Below are 16,058 nucleotides of genomic sequence, written 5' to 3'. Positions count from 1 at the left end.
GAGCATGGATGAATTCGTCGCGGTAGTCCGGGACGAAATCGGCCTTCCCATCACCGCCGGCCATCTGGACGTCGGCTTCGACCAGGTCCCGGAATGGGACTCGCTCCACCTGCTGCGGCTGATCGCCGTACTGGAACGGGAGACCGGCAGCGCCCTGTCCTTCCCGGACGTTCTGCAGGCGCCCGACCTGGGCTCCCTGTACAGGTTGGTGGAGGGGAAGTGACGGACACCACACCGCTGCCCCGTGAACGGCGCCACACGCTCCGCTTCCTTGAGTACGCCCGCGGACTCTCACCCGTCTTCCTCGACACCGAAGTGGACATGACCGCGGTACGGGAGCACCGTGCCGCAGCACGACAGCGGGGCCGGAGGTATTCATGGGTGACGTACGTGCTCCACACGGCCGGCCGGGTGCTCCACGATCATCCGGAGGCCAACGCGGCGCTGCGGGGCCGCCTGCGGCCCAGAGTGGCGCGGTACGGTTCGGTGGACGCCAAGGTCGCCCTCGACAAACGGCTCGGCGGGCACCGGGTCGTGCTCTCCGCGATCGTGCCGGGCGTGCACACCGCCACGCTGGACGACATTCAGCGCGAGGTCGACCGCTACCGCGACGGTGACCCGGCTGCCATGCGCGAGTTCGGCGGAACCCGGGTCCTGCAACGGTTGCCATGGCCACTCGGCGCGGCCGCCTTCAGGGCCGCGACCCGCCCACTGGGCGCTCGCGCTCGCCGGATGGGCACCCTGGCCGTCAGCTCGCTGGGTCACAGCGCGGTCGACGGATTCCAGTCCGTGGGAGGAACCACGGTCACTCTCGGACTGGGGCGTGTCACCGAGCGCCCCGTGGCCCGCGGCGGGCAGCTCGCCATCGCCCCCGTCACGCGGCTGAACCTGGCATTCGACCACAGGGTGATCGACGGTGCCGAGGCCGCCGACGTCCTCACCGATCTCCGGAACCGTCTTGAGTCGTTCACCGGAGTCGCTCCCGCCGTCCGCCGGGCGGTGGCGGAGGGGAGCGACGGGTGAACGACGTCCTGGAGCTCAAGCACTTCGTACGCACGCACGCCCGCGCCCAGCGCATCGCCGGCTACCAGGAGATCCTCGACGGCATCACCGGCGACGAGGGCGTCGGGCCCGGAGACTGGACCGGGGAGTGGACGCGCCGGGCCGAGAGCCTGCGGGCGCGTGGCCGACTGCTGGACGCCGTACGGCACTACACCATGGCCCGCTTCCCCTACGTGGACGGTCCAGCCCGGCAGGACGCGCAGGACCAGTGTGTGCGGACCTTCTCCGAATGGGCTGCCGACCACCGGATCGAACGACTCGAACTTGACCAACCGGGCGGCAGGGTGACGTGCTGGGCCGGTGGTCTGTCCGCCACCGAGCCGCGCCCCCTGGTGCTGATGTGCGGCGGCATCGTCAGCACCAAGGAACAGTGGGCGCCGGCCCTCGCCGCCGTCACCCGTTTCAAGATGGCGGGTGTGGTCACCGAGATGCCCGGGGTCGGTGAGAACGGTCTGCGCTACGACGAGGACAGCTGGCGGATGCTGCCCCGGATCCTCGACGCCGTGGCAGGCCGGGCACAGGTGTCCTCGACATACGCCATGGCCCTCAGCTTCAGTGGGCACCTGGCACTGCGTGCGGCGGCGGCGGATTCACGTATCCGGGGGGTGGTCACGGCCGGTGCCCCGGTCAGCGCCTTCTTCACCGGCCTCGGCCGGCAGCGGCACCTGCCGCGGATCACCGTCGACACCCTCGCCCACCTCACCACCACCTCGGCGGACGCGCTGCCCGGCCTCCTGGCCCCATGGGCCCTCAGCCCCGGCCTGATCGCCTCGCTGGACCTGCCGATCGCGTACAGCGCAAGCCTGCGTGACGAGATCGTCCCCGCCGGGGACGTGAGCCTGCTGCGTGAGCATGCCCGACGGCTGGACCTGGTCGAACACGACGACGTGCACGGATCGCCGCAGCACGTGAGGGAAACGCGCATGTGGGCGCTGCTGTCCATCCTGCGCATGCACGGTGTGCGCGATCCGCGCAGCGGCGCCCTCGGCCTGGTGCTGCGGCTGCTGCGCGCGCGCAACGGAAAGGCCGACCGGAGACCGGGAGTCCGCGGATGATCGAGATCGAAGCCGACAGGGATGTCTGTGTGGGCGCCGGCCAGTGTGCGGTGACCGCACCGAAGCTGTTCGACCAGGACGAGGACGACGGGCTCGTCCTGGTCCTGCGTCAGCCCGGACAGGACGACGAGCGGGCGGCGAGGACCGCCGTCTCGCTCTGTCCGGCCGGCGCTCTGCTGATGCGCGAGGCCCGACCGGGGGTCCCGGGCACATGAGTTCTCACCGACCCACTCACAAGGAACAGGAAGGCGTGCTCCATGCGACATGATGCTCTCATCGACGCGATCGAGCGGCAGTCCGAGGCGTTGCGCGGTGTTCTTCTCGACGTCGGTCCCGGTGTGCCGGTGGCCACCTGTCCCGGATGGACGAGCAACGACATCCTCAGCCACATGGCGTGGGCCTACGGGGCAGCGACGACGGGGATGGACAGTCCTCCGGACGGCCCGATGCCCGACTTCGGACAGCCGCCGAAGGACTGGGACCCGGCGCTGGAGGCATGGGACACCGCCCGCGGCAAGCTACTTGACCGCCTGAACGGAATCGACCCGGCCGCGACGCGGGCATGGGTCTTCTCGCCCGCCGCGGCGAGGACAGCTGTCTTCTGGCTGAGGGTGGTGGCGCACGAGACGGCGGTCCACCGCCTGGACGCCGAGCATGCGCGCGCGGGCGGGGAAACCGGGGGGATGCTCGGATCGGTGTCGTTCGACACCGAGTTGGCGATGGACGGCATCGAGGAATACCTCACCCTCCTGGTCCCCGCCTTCGTCCCGCGCCGGGATCCGATCACCATCGCGGGAAGCGTGACGTACCGCGCGACGGACACCGGTCGGACATGGCACGTCAGGGTGCGGCCGGACGCCGTTCCCCAGGTGGTGGACGCGGCCGAGCCCCATGAGCGGTCCGCGTCCGTCACCGGCGGCGCCGACGCGGTGTACCGGGCGCTGTGGGGGCGGCCGAGCAATGCCGTGGTCACCGGTGACCACGAACTCCTCGACACGCTGCGCTCCCCGTGACATCGGCCGACGGCCCCCGTCCGCTGCCGGAGGGCGCGCGGCCCGTACCGGTGAATCGCGAACCGATTGGATGACCCATGAGCGAAGTCGAGACCACCGAGATCCACTCCTACCCCATGGCTCGATCCTGCCCGCTGCGCCCGCCGGGTGAGTACGAGCAGCTCCGCGAGGCGCGTCCGGTGGCCCGGCACATGCTGCCTTCCGGTCGGCCGGTCTGGCTGATCACCAGTCATGAGCTGGCGCGCCGCGCACTGGCCGACCCGAGGATCAGTTCCGACCGCACCCACCCCGGCTTCCCGCTGCCCTACCCGATCGAGGACCCGGAGGCGCTGCGCGGGCTCTTCCGGTTCAGCCAGTCGCTGATCGGTCTCGATCCGCCCGAGCACACCGCCCGGCGGCGGCTGATCATCCCTGAGTTCACCGTCAAGCGGGTGCAGAAGCTGCGGCCCCGCATCCAGCAAATAGTGAACGCTCGCGTCGACGAGATGCTCGCCCAGGGCTCTCGCGCGGATCTGGTGCAGGCACTGGCGCTTCCGGTTCCCTCGCTCGCCCTGTGCGAACTGTTGGGTGTCCCTTACGCCGACCGCGACTTCTTCGAGAGCCGCACCAAGGTGCAGATCAATCACAACAGCAGCCTGGAGGAGCGTCAGAAGGCCAACGGCGAGCTCATGTCGTACCTCGACAAGCTGGTCGCGACGAAGGAGGAGGAGCCTGGTGACGACCTGATCGGCAGGCTGATCGTGAAGAACCGCGAGGCGGGAACACTGGAGCACGGGGAGCTGGTGGCGTTGGCGGCGCTGCTGCTCATCGCCGGTTACGAGACAACGGCCAACATGATCGGGCTGGGTGTCATCGGACTGCTGGAGAATCCCGGACAACTCGCCTCCCTCACGGCCGATCCCTCGCTGGCCTCCCAGGCGGTGGACGAGCTGCTGCGCTACTTCTCGATCTCCGACACGGCGGGTTCCAGGGTGGCGCTTGCCGACATCGAAATCGGTGGCGAGACCATTCCGGCGGGCGAGGGAGTAATGGCGCTCTCCCTCGCGGGGAACTGGGATCCGGGGGCCTTCGAGGCACCCGAGAGGCTGGACATCACCCGGGATGTCCGTCAGCACCTGGCATTTGGACACGGCCCGCACCAGTGCATAGGCCAGAACCTGGCCAAGATGGAGCTGGAGGTCACCCTGACCACCCTTTTCCGGCGCATTCCCACTCTGCGCCTGGCGGTACCGGCGGACGAATTGCCCTACAAGGGCGATGCGAACACCTATGGGGTCTACGAGCTTCCGGTCGTCTGGTGACTGTCCGTATATTGACTACCGGGGCGCACGCCCCGTATATTTCAACCGGGCTGATCGTTCCGGTTGCGTTTCCGGCGTTCGGTCCGTTCCGACATGCAGCGCTGCGGCGCTACGGACCAGGAGAGTTCTCGTGAACGAATTCCACAAGCATGCGACGGCTCGGGAAGTCGCCGAGCGAATTTCCGCCGGAATGCTGACGAAGGAAACCCCTGATGTGTTCGCTGAGAACAGTGCATACATCACTCCGTTCGCCCTGCCCGGAGCTCCGGCTCGAATCGAGGGGCGGGCCGCCATCATGGAGCACATGCGGGCCGTCGCTTCCAACGAGGCCGCGAGCGCGCTGGAGCTCCAGGAAGTGATCCCGACCTTCCACGAGGGCAAGGACCCCGAGGTCGTCGTCATGCAGTTCAAGATCAAGGGCAAGTCGAATGTCACCGGTGAGGCGTTCGAGCTGGATTCCTCGATCGGCGTGCTGAGGGTCTGCCACGGGGAGATCGTCGAGTGGTACGACTACCCGAACATCATCGGCGGCGCGGCCGCCGGTGGGACGCTTGGGCAGCTGGCCGCGATGCTCGGCCAGATCGGTTGATGCGCCCAGTCCTCGCGCGGGTGTTCCGCGGGTGATCTCCTTCATCCGCGGAACACCCGCGCGCGTATGTCTGCACCCGCCCGCCCCGCCTGTGCGTCGCAGCGACGACACCGCGGCCGGCGGGTGCCTCTTTCTGCCCGGTGCTCTCCGTCCGGGGCGGGTCGCGGACGGAAACCGCACGGGCTCTCGGCGCTCGCGGAGAAGGCGTCGGCTCCTGCGCGAGCGACAAGGGCACGATGCGCTACTTGGACATGGACTCGCCGGTCGCCTCGGCCGGAACCGCACCCTGCGGCTGGGGCCTGCGCGCCCGGTGCGGCAGAAGCATGGCGGGGGCGACGGAGACCGCGGCGAAGCCGAGCACCCACCAGAAGGTGTTCCCGAACGCCGCGGCCCGTCCGGCGGCGTCCTGGGTGTGCCCGGAGAGCTGCCATTGCAGAATCACGGCGAGCACGGCGGTACCGAAGGAGCCGCCCACCTGCTGCAGGATCCGCGTCGCGCTGCTGGCGTGCGGAATCTGGCCGGGCTGCAGACCCTGGAAGGCCGCGGTCATGACGGACACCGTGGCAGCGCCGAGTCCGGCACCGAGGACGACCAGAGAGGCGCTGAGAACCACGAAGTTCGGGCTGTGGGCCGCCTGGGTGTACGCGGCGATGCCCAGCACGGTGAGCGTCATGCCGACCAGGACGACCGGGCGCGGCCCCAGCTTGTCGGTGAGGCGCCCGGCGGGGCCACGGGTGAGCAGGCTGCCGACACCCTGCGGGACGAGGAGGAGGCCGGTCTTGAGCGCCGAGTGGCCGCCGACCTGCTGGTAGTACAGGGGCAGCAGCATCATCACTCCGTACAGCGACAGGCCGGAGATGAAGAGCAGCACGCCGGAACCGGTGAACGAACGGAGTTGGAACAACCGCACGTCGACGACCGGTTCATCGCTGCGCAGCGCGTGGCGGATGAAGGCGGCGAGCAGGATCAGGCCTGCCGCGACCGGAACGATCACCGAGGCGTGTGCGAAGCCGCCCCTGGCGCCGACCTGGGAGAGTCCGTAGAGCATGCCCGCGAGTGCGGGGGACAGGAGGACCAGGCCGAGAACGTCGAGTCCGGACTTGCTCCGTCCCGGGCTTTCCGGCAGTCCCCGCCACGCCAGCACCAGGCCGATCAGGCAGATGGGGATGTTGATGAGGAAGATCCAGCGCCAGCTCGCATTGCTGATGATCAGCCCGCCGGCGACCGGGCCGAGAATCGGCACGACCACCGCGGGCATGCCGACGACGGCCATCAGGCGCCCGACGCGCTGGGCTCCGGCGGCCTGAAGGAGCAGGGTCTGCAGGATCGGGAACATGAGCCCGCCGCCGATTCCCTGCAGGACCCGGAAGCCGATGAGGCTGTTGATGTCCCAGGCCATACCGGAAAGAACGGACCCGACCAGGAACAGGGTGAGGGAAAATAACCACATCCGCTTTGCGCCGAAGCGGGCGACCGTCCATGCAGTCAGGGGAATAACCATGCCCAGTGCCAGCAGGTAACCAGTGTTCACCCACTGGATCGTCGACACCGAGACATTCAGTTCCTGCCTCAGTGTGTTGATCGCGACATTGACGATCGTTGTATCCAACAGCACGGCGATGATGCCGATGATGAGAATTCCCATCAATTTGCGCAGTGCTGGATCGAGTTTATCTTTCTCGCTCGCGCTCGTCATGGTCTTCCTGTACTCCTCGAATTTCCATATGGAATACCGGAGTCGCGCGGTCGGCTTATGCGTCGGCGGCTGCGTGCCAAGCCGGAGGGGATGGGAAACAGAACAGCCGAGCGGCCAGGACGACTCTCAGCATTAAGCGAAATCGACTCCTCAAGAAGATACGGGGCGCTCGCCCCGGTTGTCAACGGGCCATGCTCCGGCGGCGAGCGAGGGGACGGGCGAGCAGTGTCAGGGACCCGGACGGGCCGAAGGCAGCGGGCTTTCGGCGGGGTGGGCATCGCTCCCGGACGGCCGGTCCCGGGCGGGGCGGGCATCGGCGGAGGCATCGGCACGCGCCCGCCGCGGAATGAAGGCCGCGGCCGCCCCGCCCAGCGCGACGACCACTGCGCCCAGCCCGATCGCCCACCGCATGCCACGGACGAAAGCCGCGGCGGTGTCGACCGGCGACAGCAACTCGGCGCGCAGTTTGAACAGATCCCGGGTGTCCACGAAATGAGCGCTGAAGACGGTGGTGAGCACGGCGATGCCGAGCGCGCCGCCGACCTCGCGCAGTGTGTTGTTCGCCCCCGATGCCTTCCCGTGCTCGTGGGGCCGCACCGAGCCGAGCACCACCGCCATCGTCGGCGCGAACACCAGGCCCATTCCTACGCCGGCGGTCAACAGGGCCGGAACCAGCCGCTCGTAATTCAGGTCGATCCGGGCGATCGACGCGATCCAGGCCAGCGCCCCGGCTTGGATCAACAGGCCGGCGGTCATCAGCCGGCCACCTCCGATCCGGTCGATGAAGGGGCCGACGAGCGGTGCGACGACCATGGGCATCGCGGTCCAGGGCAGCGTGCGCACCCCGGCCTCGAACGGCGAGAAGCCCAGAGGCCCCTGCATGTACTGGGCGAGGAAGAAGATCGATCCGAAGACACCGAAGAACATGGCGAGCGAAGCGACGTTGCTCAGGACGAACGCCGGCACGCGATAGAAGCGCAATGGCAGCAGAGGGGCCTCCGCCCGGCGCTCCCACAGGATGAACAGGACGAAGAGGCCGACCGCGCCGCAGCCTGCGGTCAGGACGGGGGCCGATGTCCAGCCGGCGTCGCCGGCGGTGACGATCAGCCACACCGCCAGAGTCACCGCACCGGACACCAGCAGCATGCCCAGCAGGTCCAGCCTGCGGTCCTGCCCCCTGGACTCGCCGATCACCCTGAGCACCAGCAGCGCGGCCAACAGCGCGATCGGTACGTTGACCCAGAAGATCCACTGCCAGGACAGGCCCTCCGTGACGGCCCCGCCGACCAGCGGGCCGAGGGCGACGCCCAGGCCGTTGACGCCGCCCCACAGACCGATGGCCGTACTGCGCGCGTGCTCGGGCGCCGCTCCCGCGACCAACGTCAGTGACAGCGGCTGGACCGCCGCCGCCCCCAGCCCCTGAAGCACCCGCGCCACGACCAGAGTCGTGGTGGAGTCGGACAGCGCGCAGCCCGCGGAGCCGACAGCGAACACGAGGATGCCGCCGAGGAACACCGCGCGCCTGCCGTAGCGATCGCCGAGCGCGGCAGCGGTCAGCAGCAGGCCCGCGAAGGCGAGGATGTAGCCGTTCACCACCCACTGCAACTGGCTGACGCTGGTGTGGAGATCAGAGCTGATCTCCGGCAGCGCGTTGGTCACGACGAGGTTGTTGAGTGACACCAGGAGCATGGGCAGTGAGGCGGCCAGGAACGGCCATGCCGTGCGTGCTGGTCCGGCCATTGTTCGCTCCGATCCGTGTGCGTTGCCATCGCGTTCAGGGGGCCGGGCTCTGCCGTTCTACTTGAGCATCCCGGCCGGACACATCTCGATGTCGGCGCTGAACTCCCCGTCCCGCGCGACGGTGTGGAACGTTCGCCGGCCCATCTTGTCGCGGAAACTGCCTGTGAGGCCGATCGTCGGGACGTACTGCGATGTGCCCGCCATGGCGGCCGTCAGGTCGTAGAACCCCTGCGCCGTCACGGTGCCGTCGGGGAACTCGATCCGTTCGTCGACGTAGCCCAGGAGATGCCCGTTGGGCATGCGCCTGCGCACATGTGACGTGCCGTAGACGGTGGCGGTCGGTTCGGCCCCGGAGCCGTACAGGTGCCGGACGTACGCGGAGCCGTCGCCGAGCTTCGGGGAGCGGTCCAGCGGCGGGGCCCCCGCCAGTGACGTGGTCACCTCCCCGACCGCCCGCTCCTCAAGATCACGGAGGACGACGCAACCGGGATCACCGGTGGAGGTGGTGGCGCTCCCGCAGGACACTGTCCCGGTGAGCAGTACCGCGACGCTCAGCAGGCCGGCCGGCCCGCGGCGCCATACGGAACGCCGACGCAGACGGAAGGGCATGGGGCCATCACTCTCCGGTAGGTTCTGTCGGGACCGGCTGAATCATGTTGTTCACCAGGCGACAGGCACCTCGTAGATGCCGTAGAAGGCGGCGTTGTGCTTGTACGAGAGCTGCTCGGCAGGAATGGCCAGCCGCAGGTCCGGAATGCGCCGGAACAGTGTTGTGAGCACAATTTCCAGCTCCAGGCGGGCGAGGCTCTGGCCCAGGCACTGGTGGATCCCGTAGCCGAACGCCATATGGCGTCTGGCATCCCGGTGCGCGTCGAACGCGTCCGGGTCGGTGAAGACCTTCTCGTCGTTGTTGGCCGCCGAGTTCAGGGCGATGACGCCCGAACCCCCGGGGATCACCACGCCACCGATCTCGATGTCGGCGGTCGTCACGCGGCTGGTGGAGTAGTCGGCGATGCTGAAGTACCGGAGGAGTTCCTCCACCACCTGAGCGGCGTTCTCGGGGTGTTCCTTCAACTCGGTGAGCCGGTCCGGGTTTTCCAGGAGGAACACCGTGCCGAGCGAGATCATGTTGGCGGTCGTCTCGTGTCCCGCGACGAGCAGTGCCACGGCGAGTCCCGTCAGCAACTCGTGGTCGAACGTTCCCGCGTCCTGATACTTCTTCACGAGCCTGCTCAGCAGGTCGTCCTCGGGGACCCGTACCTTGGCCGACACCAGATCGCTGAGGTACGTGCGGAGTTCCTGCCACGCGGCCATTCGGTCCTCGACCGAGCTCTGGTGATTGAGGATGACGACCGTGCGCTTGTCGAACAGCTCCCTGTCCGAGTAGGGAACGCCGAGGAGTTCACAGATCACCCGTGAGGGTACGGGCAGTGAGAGCGACTGGACCAGATCCGCCGAACGGCCGTTCAGGAGCATCTGGTCCATGCAGTCCTCGGCGACGGCCCGGATGTGCTGACCCATCGCAGCCACCCGTTTGGCGGTGAACTCATTGACGACCATTCGCCGGTGCGCGGTGTGCTCCGGCGGATCCATCCAGGTGAGCAGGCCCTTCGCCTGTTGGCTCGACACCGGCTGCCGGGGCAGGACGGACGGGTAACTGGGGTCGGCGCGGTTGGCGCTGGCTCGCGGATCGGCCAGGAACTCACGGACCAGCTCGTAGTCGGCGATCACCCAGGCGCTGTTGCCGCTGGGCAGGGTGACCTGGGAGACGGGACGCTCGGCGCGCAGCTCCGCGTACTGGGCGGGTGGGCGGAAGGGGCATTCCCGGGGCATGGGGAAATTCGGGAACGGGGGATCGGCTGCCTCGGTCAAGTTCCTCTCCTTCGTACGGCAGGGCTGGGCGGAAGGTCGAAGGCAATATCCGCGCCGCGCCTTAAGGCTCGCTTGCGTCCCGCTTTCCTCCCCACGCCCCGCCTGCTCGGCGGACGCGGTCGGGGAGCGTGTCCGGCCCGTGCTGTCCCCGGGCCGTAAGCCCCGCTTTAGGAATGTCGACTACGGTCCCGCGACAAGGTGTTGCCCGGCGATCCACCGGGCGTCTTCTCCGGTTCGCGGCCACGGGAACGGGCCGCGGCAGGACTGCTGGAAGGTGGGTATGGCCTTCAGGGTGCGCACACGCGCTTTCTTGGGAACGTTCACGGCGGGAGTGGTGGTGATCTCCCTCAGCGCCGTACGAGGTGTCGCCGACGACGGTACCGGCGGGACCGCACACCAGACCTCGGGCCGGGCGAAGGACTGCATCGTCATGAAGGGCCTGAAGGAGGAGATCGTCGACGGTTCGATGCGCGATCTGGGCGGACGGTATCCGTACAACATCGGTGGAAGTGCCACGTACTTCGACCACTTGACCGACGCGGACGGAAAACGGATAGCCACCGTCTACGGGAAGGCCGAAATTCCCTCCCGCCTTGACAACGGTGACATGGCCGAGCACTCGGACGAGCGCATCGAGTTCGCGGACGGAGCCGTCGAGGCGCAGGGCATCTACGACATCACCCGGGCGGAAAAGGGCGCGTGGCAGTATCTCCCGGTGATCGGAATCGAAGGCAGGTACCGCGGGATGATCGGGAAGCGCCACTTCCAGATCACCAAAATGGGCAAGAGTCTCAACGGATGGATCGAGCTCTGCCCCGCCGGGTCATCCGGCTCGATCGAGTAACGGGCTGGGGAGCAACAGGAGGCGGAGTCGCAGGGCGCCGCGAGCCCGCCCGCCGTCGTTTTCCGGCCCGTAGGAGCCGTCCGGTGATTCCCGGCGGCGTGCGACGAAAGCCGCGCCACCTCGCCGCGTTGTCGGACCGCCCGAGTACACCCGGTACGAGGGCGCCCCTCCGGCCTGCGAAGCGCCGCGTCCGGCACCGCGCGCCGATCCACCGGGGACTACGGGGCAGCCCCGGTGCGGCGGAAACCGGCTCCCGCCCCCGCGCGGCGGCCCCCGGCCTCCGGCCGTCGAGGTATCACGCGAGGCATCAGTCGGGCCTGGTCGGCAGACCGCCGAGTTCGGCGATGAGCCAGGCCAGCTCCGTCCGTGAGTGGATGTGGAGCTTTCGGTAGATCCTGCTGAGGTGGACATCCACGGTCTTCGGACTGATCCGCAGCTCCTTCGCGATGTCCCGGGTACGCGTTCCGGTGCTTGCCAGAGCGGCGACCTCGCTCTCCCTTCTGGTCAGCATCGACAGTGTCTCCGTCGCATCCGGGTGACTGTCCGGACATCCGCTGTCGTCACCGTGCGCGTGGCTCGCCTCCACCGGGTTCGCGCAGCGCTGGGACGCTCCGAATCTCCGGGCGAGTTCTTCCGCTCCGGCCAGCATCCGCGTCGCCTGGCCGTGCTGTCCGGATGCGGCCGCGCAGGCGGCTCCCCGCATGAGCACGCGCATCCCGTCACCGATGAGACCGGCTTCTTCGAAGTGCCCGGCGGCGTCCAGATACCGTTGTGCGGCGCGGCGGTGGTCGCCGCGGCCGCGCAGCACATGCGCCTGAGCGGCCGTGGCGTACGGAGTGGAGAACGGCCCCGGCAGCCTCGTCGCGATGGCCACAGCGGAGGCCGCCCACTCGGCGGCGGTCTCTCCGGCCTCGACGGCCGCGTCGGCGAGTATCTCGAAACAGGCCGCTCGCAGGACCGGGGGAACCGCCTGCAGCGCAGGGCCGCCGCAGGATCTGAGGATGGTGGCGACGCACCGATGGGGGGTGCCGGTCAGGCGTGCGGTGTTGGCGAACACGACCGGCAGGACAACTCCCCAGTGGTGGGCGGCGTCCGGCGGGACGGCCGCGAGTGCCTTCTCGGCCGCCCGGGCCGCGACCGCGGCGTCCTGTGCCCCGGTCAGGCTGGTTCCGATGGCTCTCAGGGCCAGCGCGGCCCCGTAGAACTGGTAGGCGCCGATCCGCTGAGCGATGTCCTGAACTTCGGCGGCCGCCCGGAGCATCTCGTCGAGTGGGCCGATCCGCATGCAGGCGTGGCCGAGCCCGATGAGCATGTTGGGAAGGAGATGGGTGTGTCCCGACGAGCGCAGGAGGGCCACACCCCGCTCGAAATGCTGCTTGGCCGTGGTGAATCGCCCGATGAGCAGTTCGGCCCGGCCCTGGATCACCAGGTACTCCGAACACCGCTGGAGCAGGTGTTCGGGAAATCCGTCGAGCAACGCCGCACTCGCGGTCAGCGACCGGCCCGCATCCTCCAGTTCGCTGCCCAGCGCCTGGCACAGGCCGCGCAGTGCCAGCGCGCCGGCCTCGGCGACACGGTCGCGGTGCGCGACAGCGACGCGCACCGCCGACTCCAACTGCTCGGTGGAGGGGAGACGAGAGCTCGCTGCTCCCATCAGGCACTGGACCAGATACAGCTGCACCGCCTCGACGGGCGGCTCGGCGTCCGGGCGCGCCGGCTCGTCGGCGAGCAGGGCACGGGCCTGGTCACGATGGCCGAGGAGGTATGCCACCAGGGCATGGAGGGCGACGGCGGGCACTCTGATGTGCGCGGGTTGTTCACGGAGGGACAACGCCTGGTTCCGCAGAAGCCGGTGCCCGTCCGTGAGCTCGCCGGAAAAGATCAGGGCACGGGCCAGTAACAGCGAGAGTGTCAGGTCGATGTGGGCATCGGGACGCTCCGACTCCCGCAGGATGCGCAGGGCTGTCCGCAGCCAGAGGGCGGAACGACTCGGCTCCGACCACAGGGCGTTCCGTGCCGCGCGCTCCAGGATGCGGACGTCGCCGGGGTCGGAGGCGTCGGGGGCGGCGACGACATGACGGGCGAGATCGGCTGCCGGGGCGCCGCGCCGAGTGAGCAGGCATATCGCCCGGCGGTGGGCCCGAGCTCGCCATGACGGGAAGACATGTGCGTGGAGGAGGGGGCGCAGAGCCGGATGCCGCAGTGCGAGGGACGCGTCGCGGTTCACCGGCTTGAGCAGGTCCTTCGCGACGAGCCGGTCGATCGCGGGTATCACCTCGCGGGGCGGCAGCCCGGCGACCTCGGCGAGAGCGCCCCGGTCGAAGCCGTCGCCGAGGACTGCGACGGCTGAGATCACCGAGGCGTCCTCCGGGGTGAGTGACGCGGTTTCGTTGAGGATCGACGCGGCTTGGGACGACAGGGGATATCCGCCGGGCCGGGAGTCCGGAGGGGCTGGTGTGTGGTCCGTCGCGCCGTGCTGGTCATCGGTTGCCGCCGTCCCCGCGAGACTCCGCAGATACAGGGGATTTCCGCCGCTCTGCCGGTGCAGATGCCGCAACTGCGGATCGGCGGGCGACAGGCCGAGGACCTCGGCCGACTGCTCGATGGAGAGCGGGCTCAACCGCATCCCTTCGACCACGCCCGCCGCGGTGGCGCGGGTGACCGCCTCACGCAGCCTGCTGGATGCCTGGCGCGGCCGGTGGGCGATGACGAGGAGCAGGGGAACGTCGAGGGGGTACTGGACGAAGTGCTCGACCAGTTCGGTGGACATGGTGTCGGCCCAGTGGAAGTCGTCGAACAATAAGACGAGTCCATCGCGGGAGCAGTCCATCAGCAGGTACCGCGCCGCCAGTTGGGAGGCGGACTGCTGCTCCGCAGGAGAGCGCGGTGCTGATTCCCCGGGGCCGGCGAGCTTGTCGGTGAGCATGAGAGTCAGCAGGTCCAGGTTGGTGACCGTCAGGTTCCGCAGCGCCTGGACCATGAGGCTGCTGCCGGTGATCGCCGTGAACGCACGGTAGGGGAGATGCTGTTCGGTCTCCGCGCAGCAGCCGCTCAGCGCGGGCAGTCCCATCGCCTCCGCCTCGTGTTTGAACTCGGTGAGCAGATGTGTCTTGCCGGATCCGGGTTCCCCGGACAGTTCGATGACCTTGCTGTGGGCGTCTCGTCGAAGCGACCCGAGCACGGAACGGAATCGGCGTACTTCCGTGCGGCGGACGGCCGAGCGCCGAGGCTCGTCGCCCGAGGGCCCGTTCAAGCTTCTGGACAATTGGGACCTTGTGTCGATTTTCCGCGAACTGCGGGAAGCGGCGCCACGCCGACATGGGTGCCGTGCCGAGCGGTCGGCCGGTACGGCGTCTCCTCGATTATTCCGGTGATGGCGTGCGCGGAGATGCGCAATGGACCCATCGTTCCCCCGATTGTTCGCCTCTCGAATGCATTTTCTCCTCGGACAGCTCGGACTCATTTTAATCGGGAGCTGCCCTCGGGGTGCGGGGATCGTGTACTCGCCATCAAAAGGCTGGAAATCTGCGCTCGCCGGAGCAGGGGATGAAGCACATTTCGAGTGAATGGCACTTCATGCGCGTATTCCGTTATCCAGGCAAAACCTTGTCGATTCCGGCAGGTCCACCCCGGAGTCCGTCCAGGATGACCGCCACCACTCGTTGATGCAGTTCGATGTCGCCGACATGGGCCCGGTTGGCCAGGAAGGCACTTGCGATGATCGTCATCAGTTCCGTGATGCCGATGTCACCTCTCACCGCGCCCGCCGCCTGGGCGCGGGTGAGCAGCGCCTCGATCGAATCGTTGAGCTCGCTCGTGACGCCGGACAAGGCGCCCGTGACATCGACGCCGGCGCCGGTCAGGGCATCGGCGAGGTCCTTCTTCATCCCGCCCTCATGGATCATGCGTTGGATGAACGTGAACAGTGCCTCCCCCGGGTCCTGGTCGGTGATCAACTCCCGCGCCGCTCCGACGTACTCCTGGACGCGGCTCAATATGACGGCCTCGAAGAGTGCCTCCTTGGTCGGGAAGTGCCGGTATACCGTGCCCGCGCCCACCCCCGCCCGTCTGGCGATCTCGTCAAGAGGGACGGCCAGCCCCTCGGCGGCGAAGGCGTCCTGGGCCGCCTTGAGCACGCGAGCCCTGTTCCGTCGGGCGTCTGCGCGCAGGGCGGGAGGAGGTGCCGCGGCTCCCGGGGACGGGGCGACGGGGGCGGTTGCCGAGGGCGTCTTCTTGGCATTCACGTGAGCGGGCCTCCCGGCACGCCGTCGGGAGGAGGGCGCGCTTCCGCGGTCAGGTGGGTTGTCCGTCCCGATTGTAGATCGCTGCCCGCGAGGCGGTTCCGTCGAGCTTCGGAGTGGGGCCGAAAGGTCCGGGACGCGGGCTCCGGCCTCCCTCGCCCCTGCCCGCCGGCGTGGTCGGCAGGCCGCGCGGTTGCCGCGTGACGAGGCGCGTGTGCGGGGGCGACGGTCCGGCCGGCCTTCTCCGTGGCGCAGGTCCTGGCCGGCCTCGCTCGCCTTCGTGCCCGCCCCGGCCCGGTCCCTGCGCGGCCGTGGAATGACCAAGGAGAGCGGATACCGGCGACGCGCGGTGCGGCGGGCCGAGCCCTCGGCACCTTCGTGTTCGTGGCGATCGCGCGCCCGGGCGCGCGATCGGGCGCGGCCACGGGAACAGTGGCCGCGGCTGCGCGGTGCCGACCGGTCGCCCGGGCAGCCGTTGCCCGGCCCGGGGCGTCACCGTCGACCGTCCTTGAGCACACGCGAGGCCCGTGCCCGATCCGTTGTGCACCCCAACCGGCCAATCCCCGACCGGACGCACAGTAAAGAGAGTTTCAACAGCCCTGGTGGGCGATGCCTCGCCGGAAAAGAATTCAGCCGTTTTTCTCC

14 protein-coding genes are annotated in these 16,058 nt (G+C 68.8%); 8 read left to right on the top strand and 6 right to left on the bottom strand.

Annotation, left to right across the window (positions count from 1 at the left end; all coding sequences use genetic code 11):
- The first annotated feature begins 4 nt into the window (after positions 1 to 4).
- From ACF1CT_RS31580 to ACF1CT_RS31550, 7 genes are all read left to right on the top strand, one after another.
- On the top strand, positions 5 to 223 hold the full coding sequence (locus ACF1CT_RS31580; RefSeq protein WP_391787435.1) for an acyl carrier protein: 219 nt from the start codon (positions 5 to 7) through the stop codon (positions 221 to 223).
- On the top strand, positions 220 to 1,023 hold the full coding sequence (locus ACF1CT_RS31575; RefSeq protein WP_391787412.1) for a 2-oxo acid dehydrogenase subunit E2: 804 nt from the start codon (positions 220 to 222) through the stop codon (positions 1,021 to 1,023). The genes ACF1CT_RS31580 and ACF1CT_RS31575 overlap by 4 nt, the downstream gene beginning before the upstream one ends.
- Positions 1,020 to 2,117, top strand: coding sequence for an alpha/beta hydrolase (locus tag ACF1CT_RS31570; protein ID WP_391787411.1), 1,098 nt, complete (start codon positions 1,020 to 1,022; stop codon positions 2,115 to 2,117). The genes ACF1CT_RS31575 and ACF1CT_RS31570 overlap by 4 nt, the downstream gene beginning before the upstream one ends.
- Positions 2,114 to 2,332 (top strand): ferredoxin, encoded by a 219-nt coding sequence (locus ACF1CT_RS31565; protein WP_391787410.1) that lies wholly within the window; start codon positions 2,114 to 2,116, stop codon positions 2,330 to 2,332. The genes ACF1CT_RS31570 and ACF1CT_RS31565 overlap by 4 nt, the downstream gene beginning before the upstream one ends.
- 42 nt (positions 2,333 to 2,374) lie before the next feature.
- Entirely contained in the window at positions 2,375 to 3,130 is a 756-nt protein-coding gene (locus ACF1CT_RS31560; protein ID WP_391787409.1) for a maleylpyruvate isomerase N-terminal domain-containing protein, read from the top strand.
- Between the two features lie 77 nt (positions 3,131 to 3,207).
- Positions 3,208 to 4,431: a cytochrome P450 gene (locus tag ACF1CT_RS31555; RefSeq protein WP_391787408.1), complete on the top strand. Its 1,224-nt coding sequence runs from the start codon at positions 3,208 to 3,210 to the stop codon at positions 4,429 to 4,431.
- A gap of 130 nt (positions 4,432 to 4,561) precedes the next feature.
- On the top strand, positions 4,562 to 5,020 hold the full coding sequence (locus ACF1CT_RS31550; RefSeq protein ID WP_391787407.1) for a nuclear transport factor 2 family protein: 459 nt from the start codon (positions 4,562 to 4,564) through the stop codon (positions 5,018 to 5,020).
- Between the two features lie 241 nt (positions 5,021 to 5,261).
- Here the strand turns inward: ACF1CT_RS31550 and ACF1CT_RS31545 are convergent, their stop codons facing one another.
- The 4 genes from ACF1CT_RS31545 to ACF1CT_RS31530 form a co-directional block, all read right to left on the bottom strand.
- On the bottom strand, positions 5,262 to 6,716 hold the full coding sequence (locus tag ACF1CT_RS31545) for a DHA2 family efflux MFS transporter permease subunit (RefSeq protein WP_391787406.1): 1,455 nt from the start codon (positions 6,714 to 6,716) through the stop codon (positions 5,262 to 5,264).
- Between the two features lie 228 nt (positions 6,717 to 6,944).
- Positions 6,945 to 8,456 carry an MFS transporter gene (locus ACF1CT_RS31540; RefSeq protein WP_391787405.1) on the bottom strand — a complete coding sequence of 504 codons (1,512 nt, stop codon included), beginning with the start codon at positions 8,454 to 8,456 and terminating at the stop codon, positions 6,945 to 6,947.
- Positions 8,457 to 8,513: 57 nt separating this feature from the next.
- The gene (locus ACF1CT_RS31535) at positions 8,514 to 9,065 is read right to left on the bottom strand and encodes a hypothetical protein (protein WP_391787404.1); all 552 of its coding nucleotides are present in this window, start codon (positions 9,063 to 9,065) and stop codon (positions 8,514 to 8,516) included.
- 51 nt (positions 9,066 to 9,116) lie between these two features.
- Complete coding sequence (locus ACF1CT_RS31530; RefSeq protein WP_391787403.1) at positions 9,117 to 10,328, bottom strand: cytochrome P450; 1,212 nt, start codon at positions 10,326 to 10,328, stop codon at positions 9,117 to 9,119.
- 337 nt (positions 10,329 to 10,665) lie between these two features.
- Here ACF1CT_RS31530 and ACF1CT_RS31525 point away from each other — a divergent pair, with 337 nt between their 5' ends.
- Entirely contained in the window at positions 10,666 to 11,172 is a 507-nt protein-coding gene (locus tag ACF1CT_RS31525; protein WP_391787402.1) for a hypothetical protein, read from the top strand.
- A gap of 307 nt (positions 11,173 to 11,479) precedes the next feature.
- Here the strand turns inward: ACF1CT_RS31525 and ACF1CT_RS31520 are convergent, their stop codons facing one another.
- A complete protein-coding gene (locus ACF1CT_RS31520) occupies positions 11,480 to 14,635 on the bottom strand; it encodes a helix-turn-helix transcriptional regulator (protein WP_391787401.1) in 3,156 nt (1,051 codons plus the stop codon).
- A 127-nt stretch (positions 14,636 to 14,762) separates the two neighbouring features.
- Complete coding sequence (locus ACF1CT_RS31515) at positions 14,763 to 15,308, bottom strand: TetR/AcrR family transcriptional regulator (protein WP_391787400.1); 546 nt, start codon at positions 15,306 to 15,308, stop codon at positions 14,763 to 14,765.
- Between the last annotated feature and the right edge of the window lie 750 nt (positions 15,309 to 16,058).

Source organism: Streptomyces sp. NPDC014734, assembly GCF_043083325.1.
Taxonomy (GTDB): Bacteria; Actinomycetota; Actinomycetes; order Streptomycetales; family Streptomycetaceae; genus Streptomyces.
Note: the sequence above shows the minus strand (reverse complement) of the source record. Positions and strands in the feature narration are given on the sequence as shown.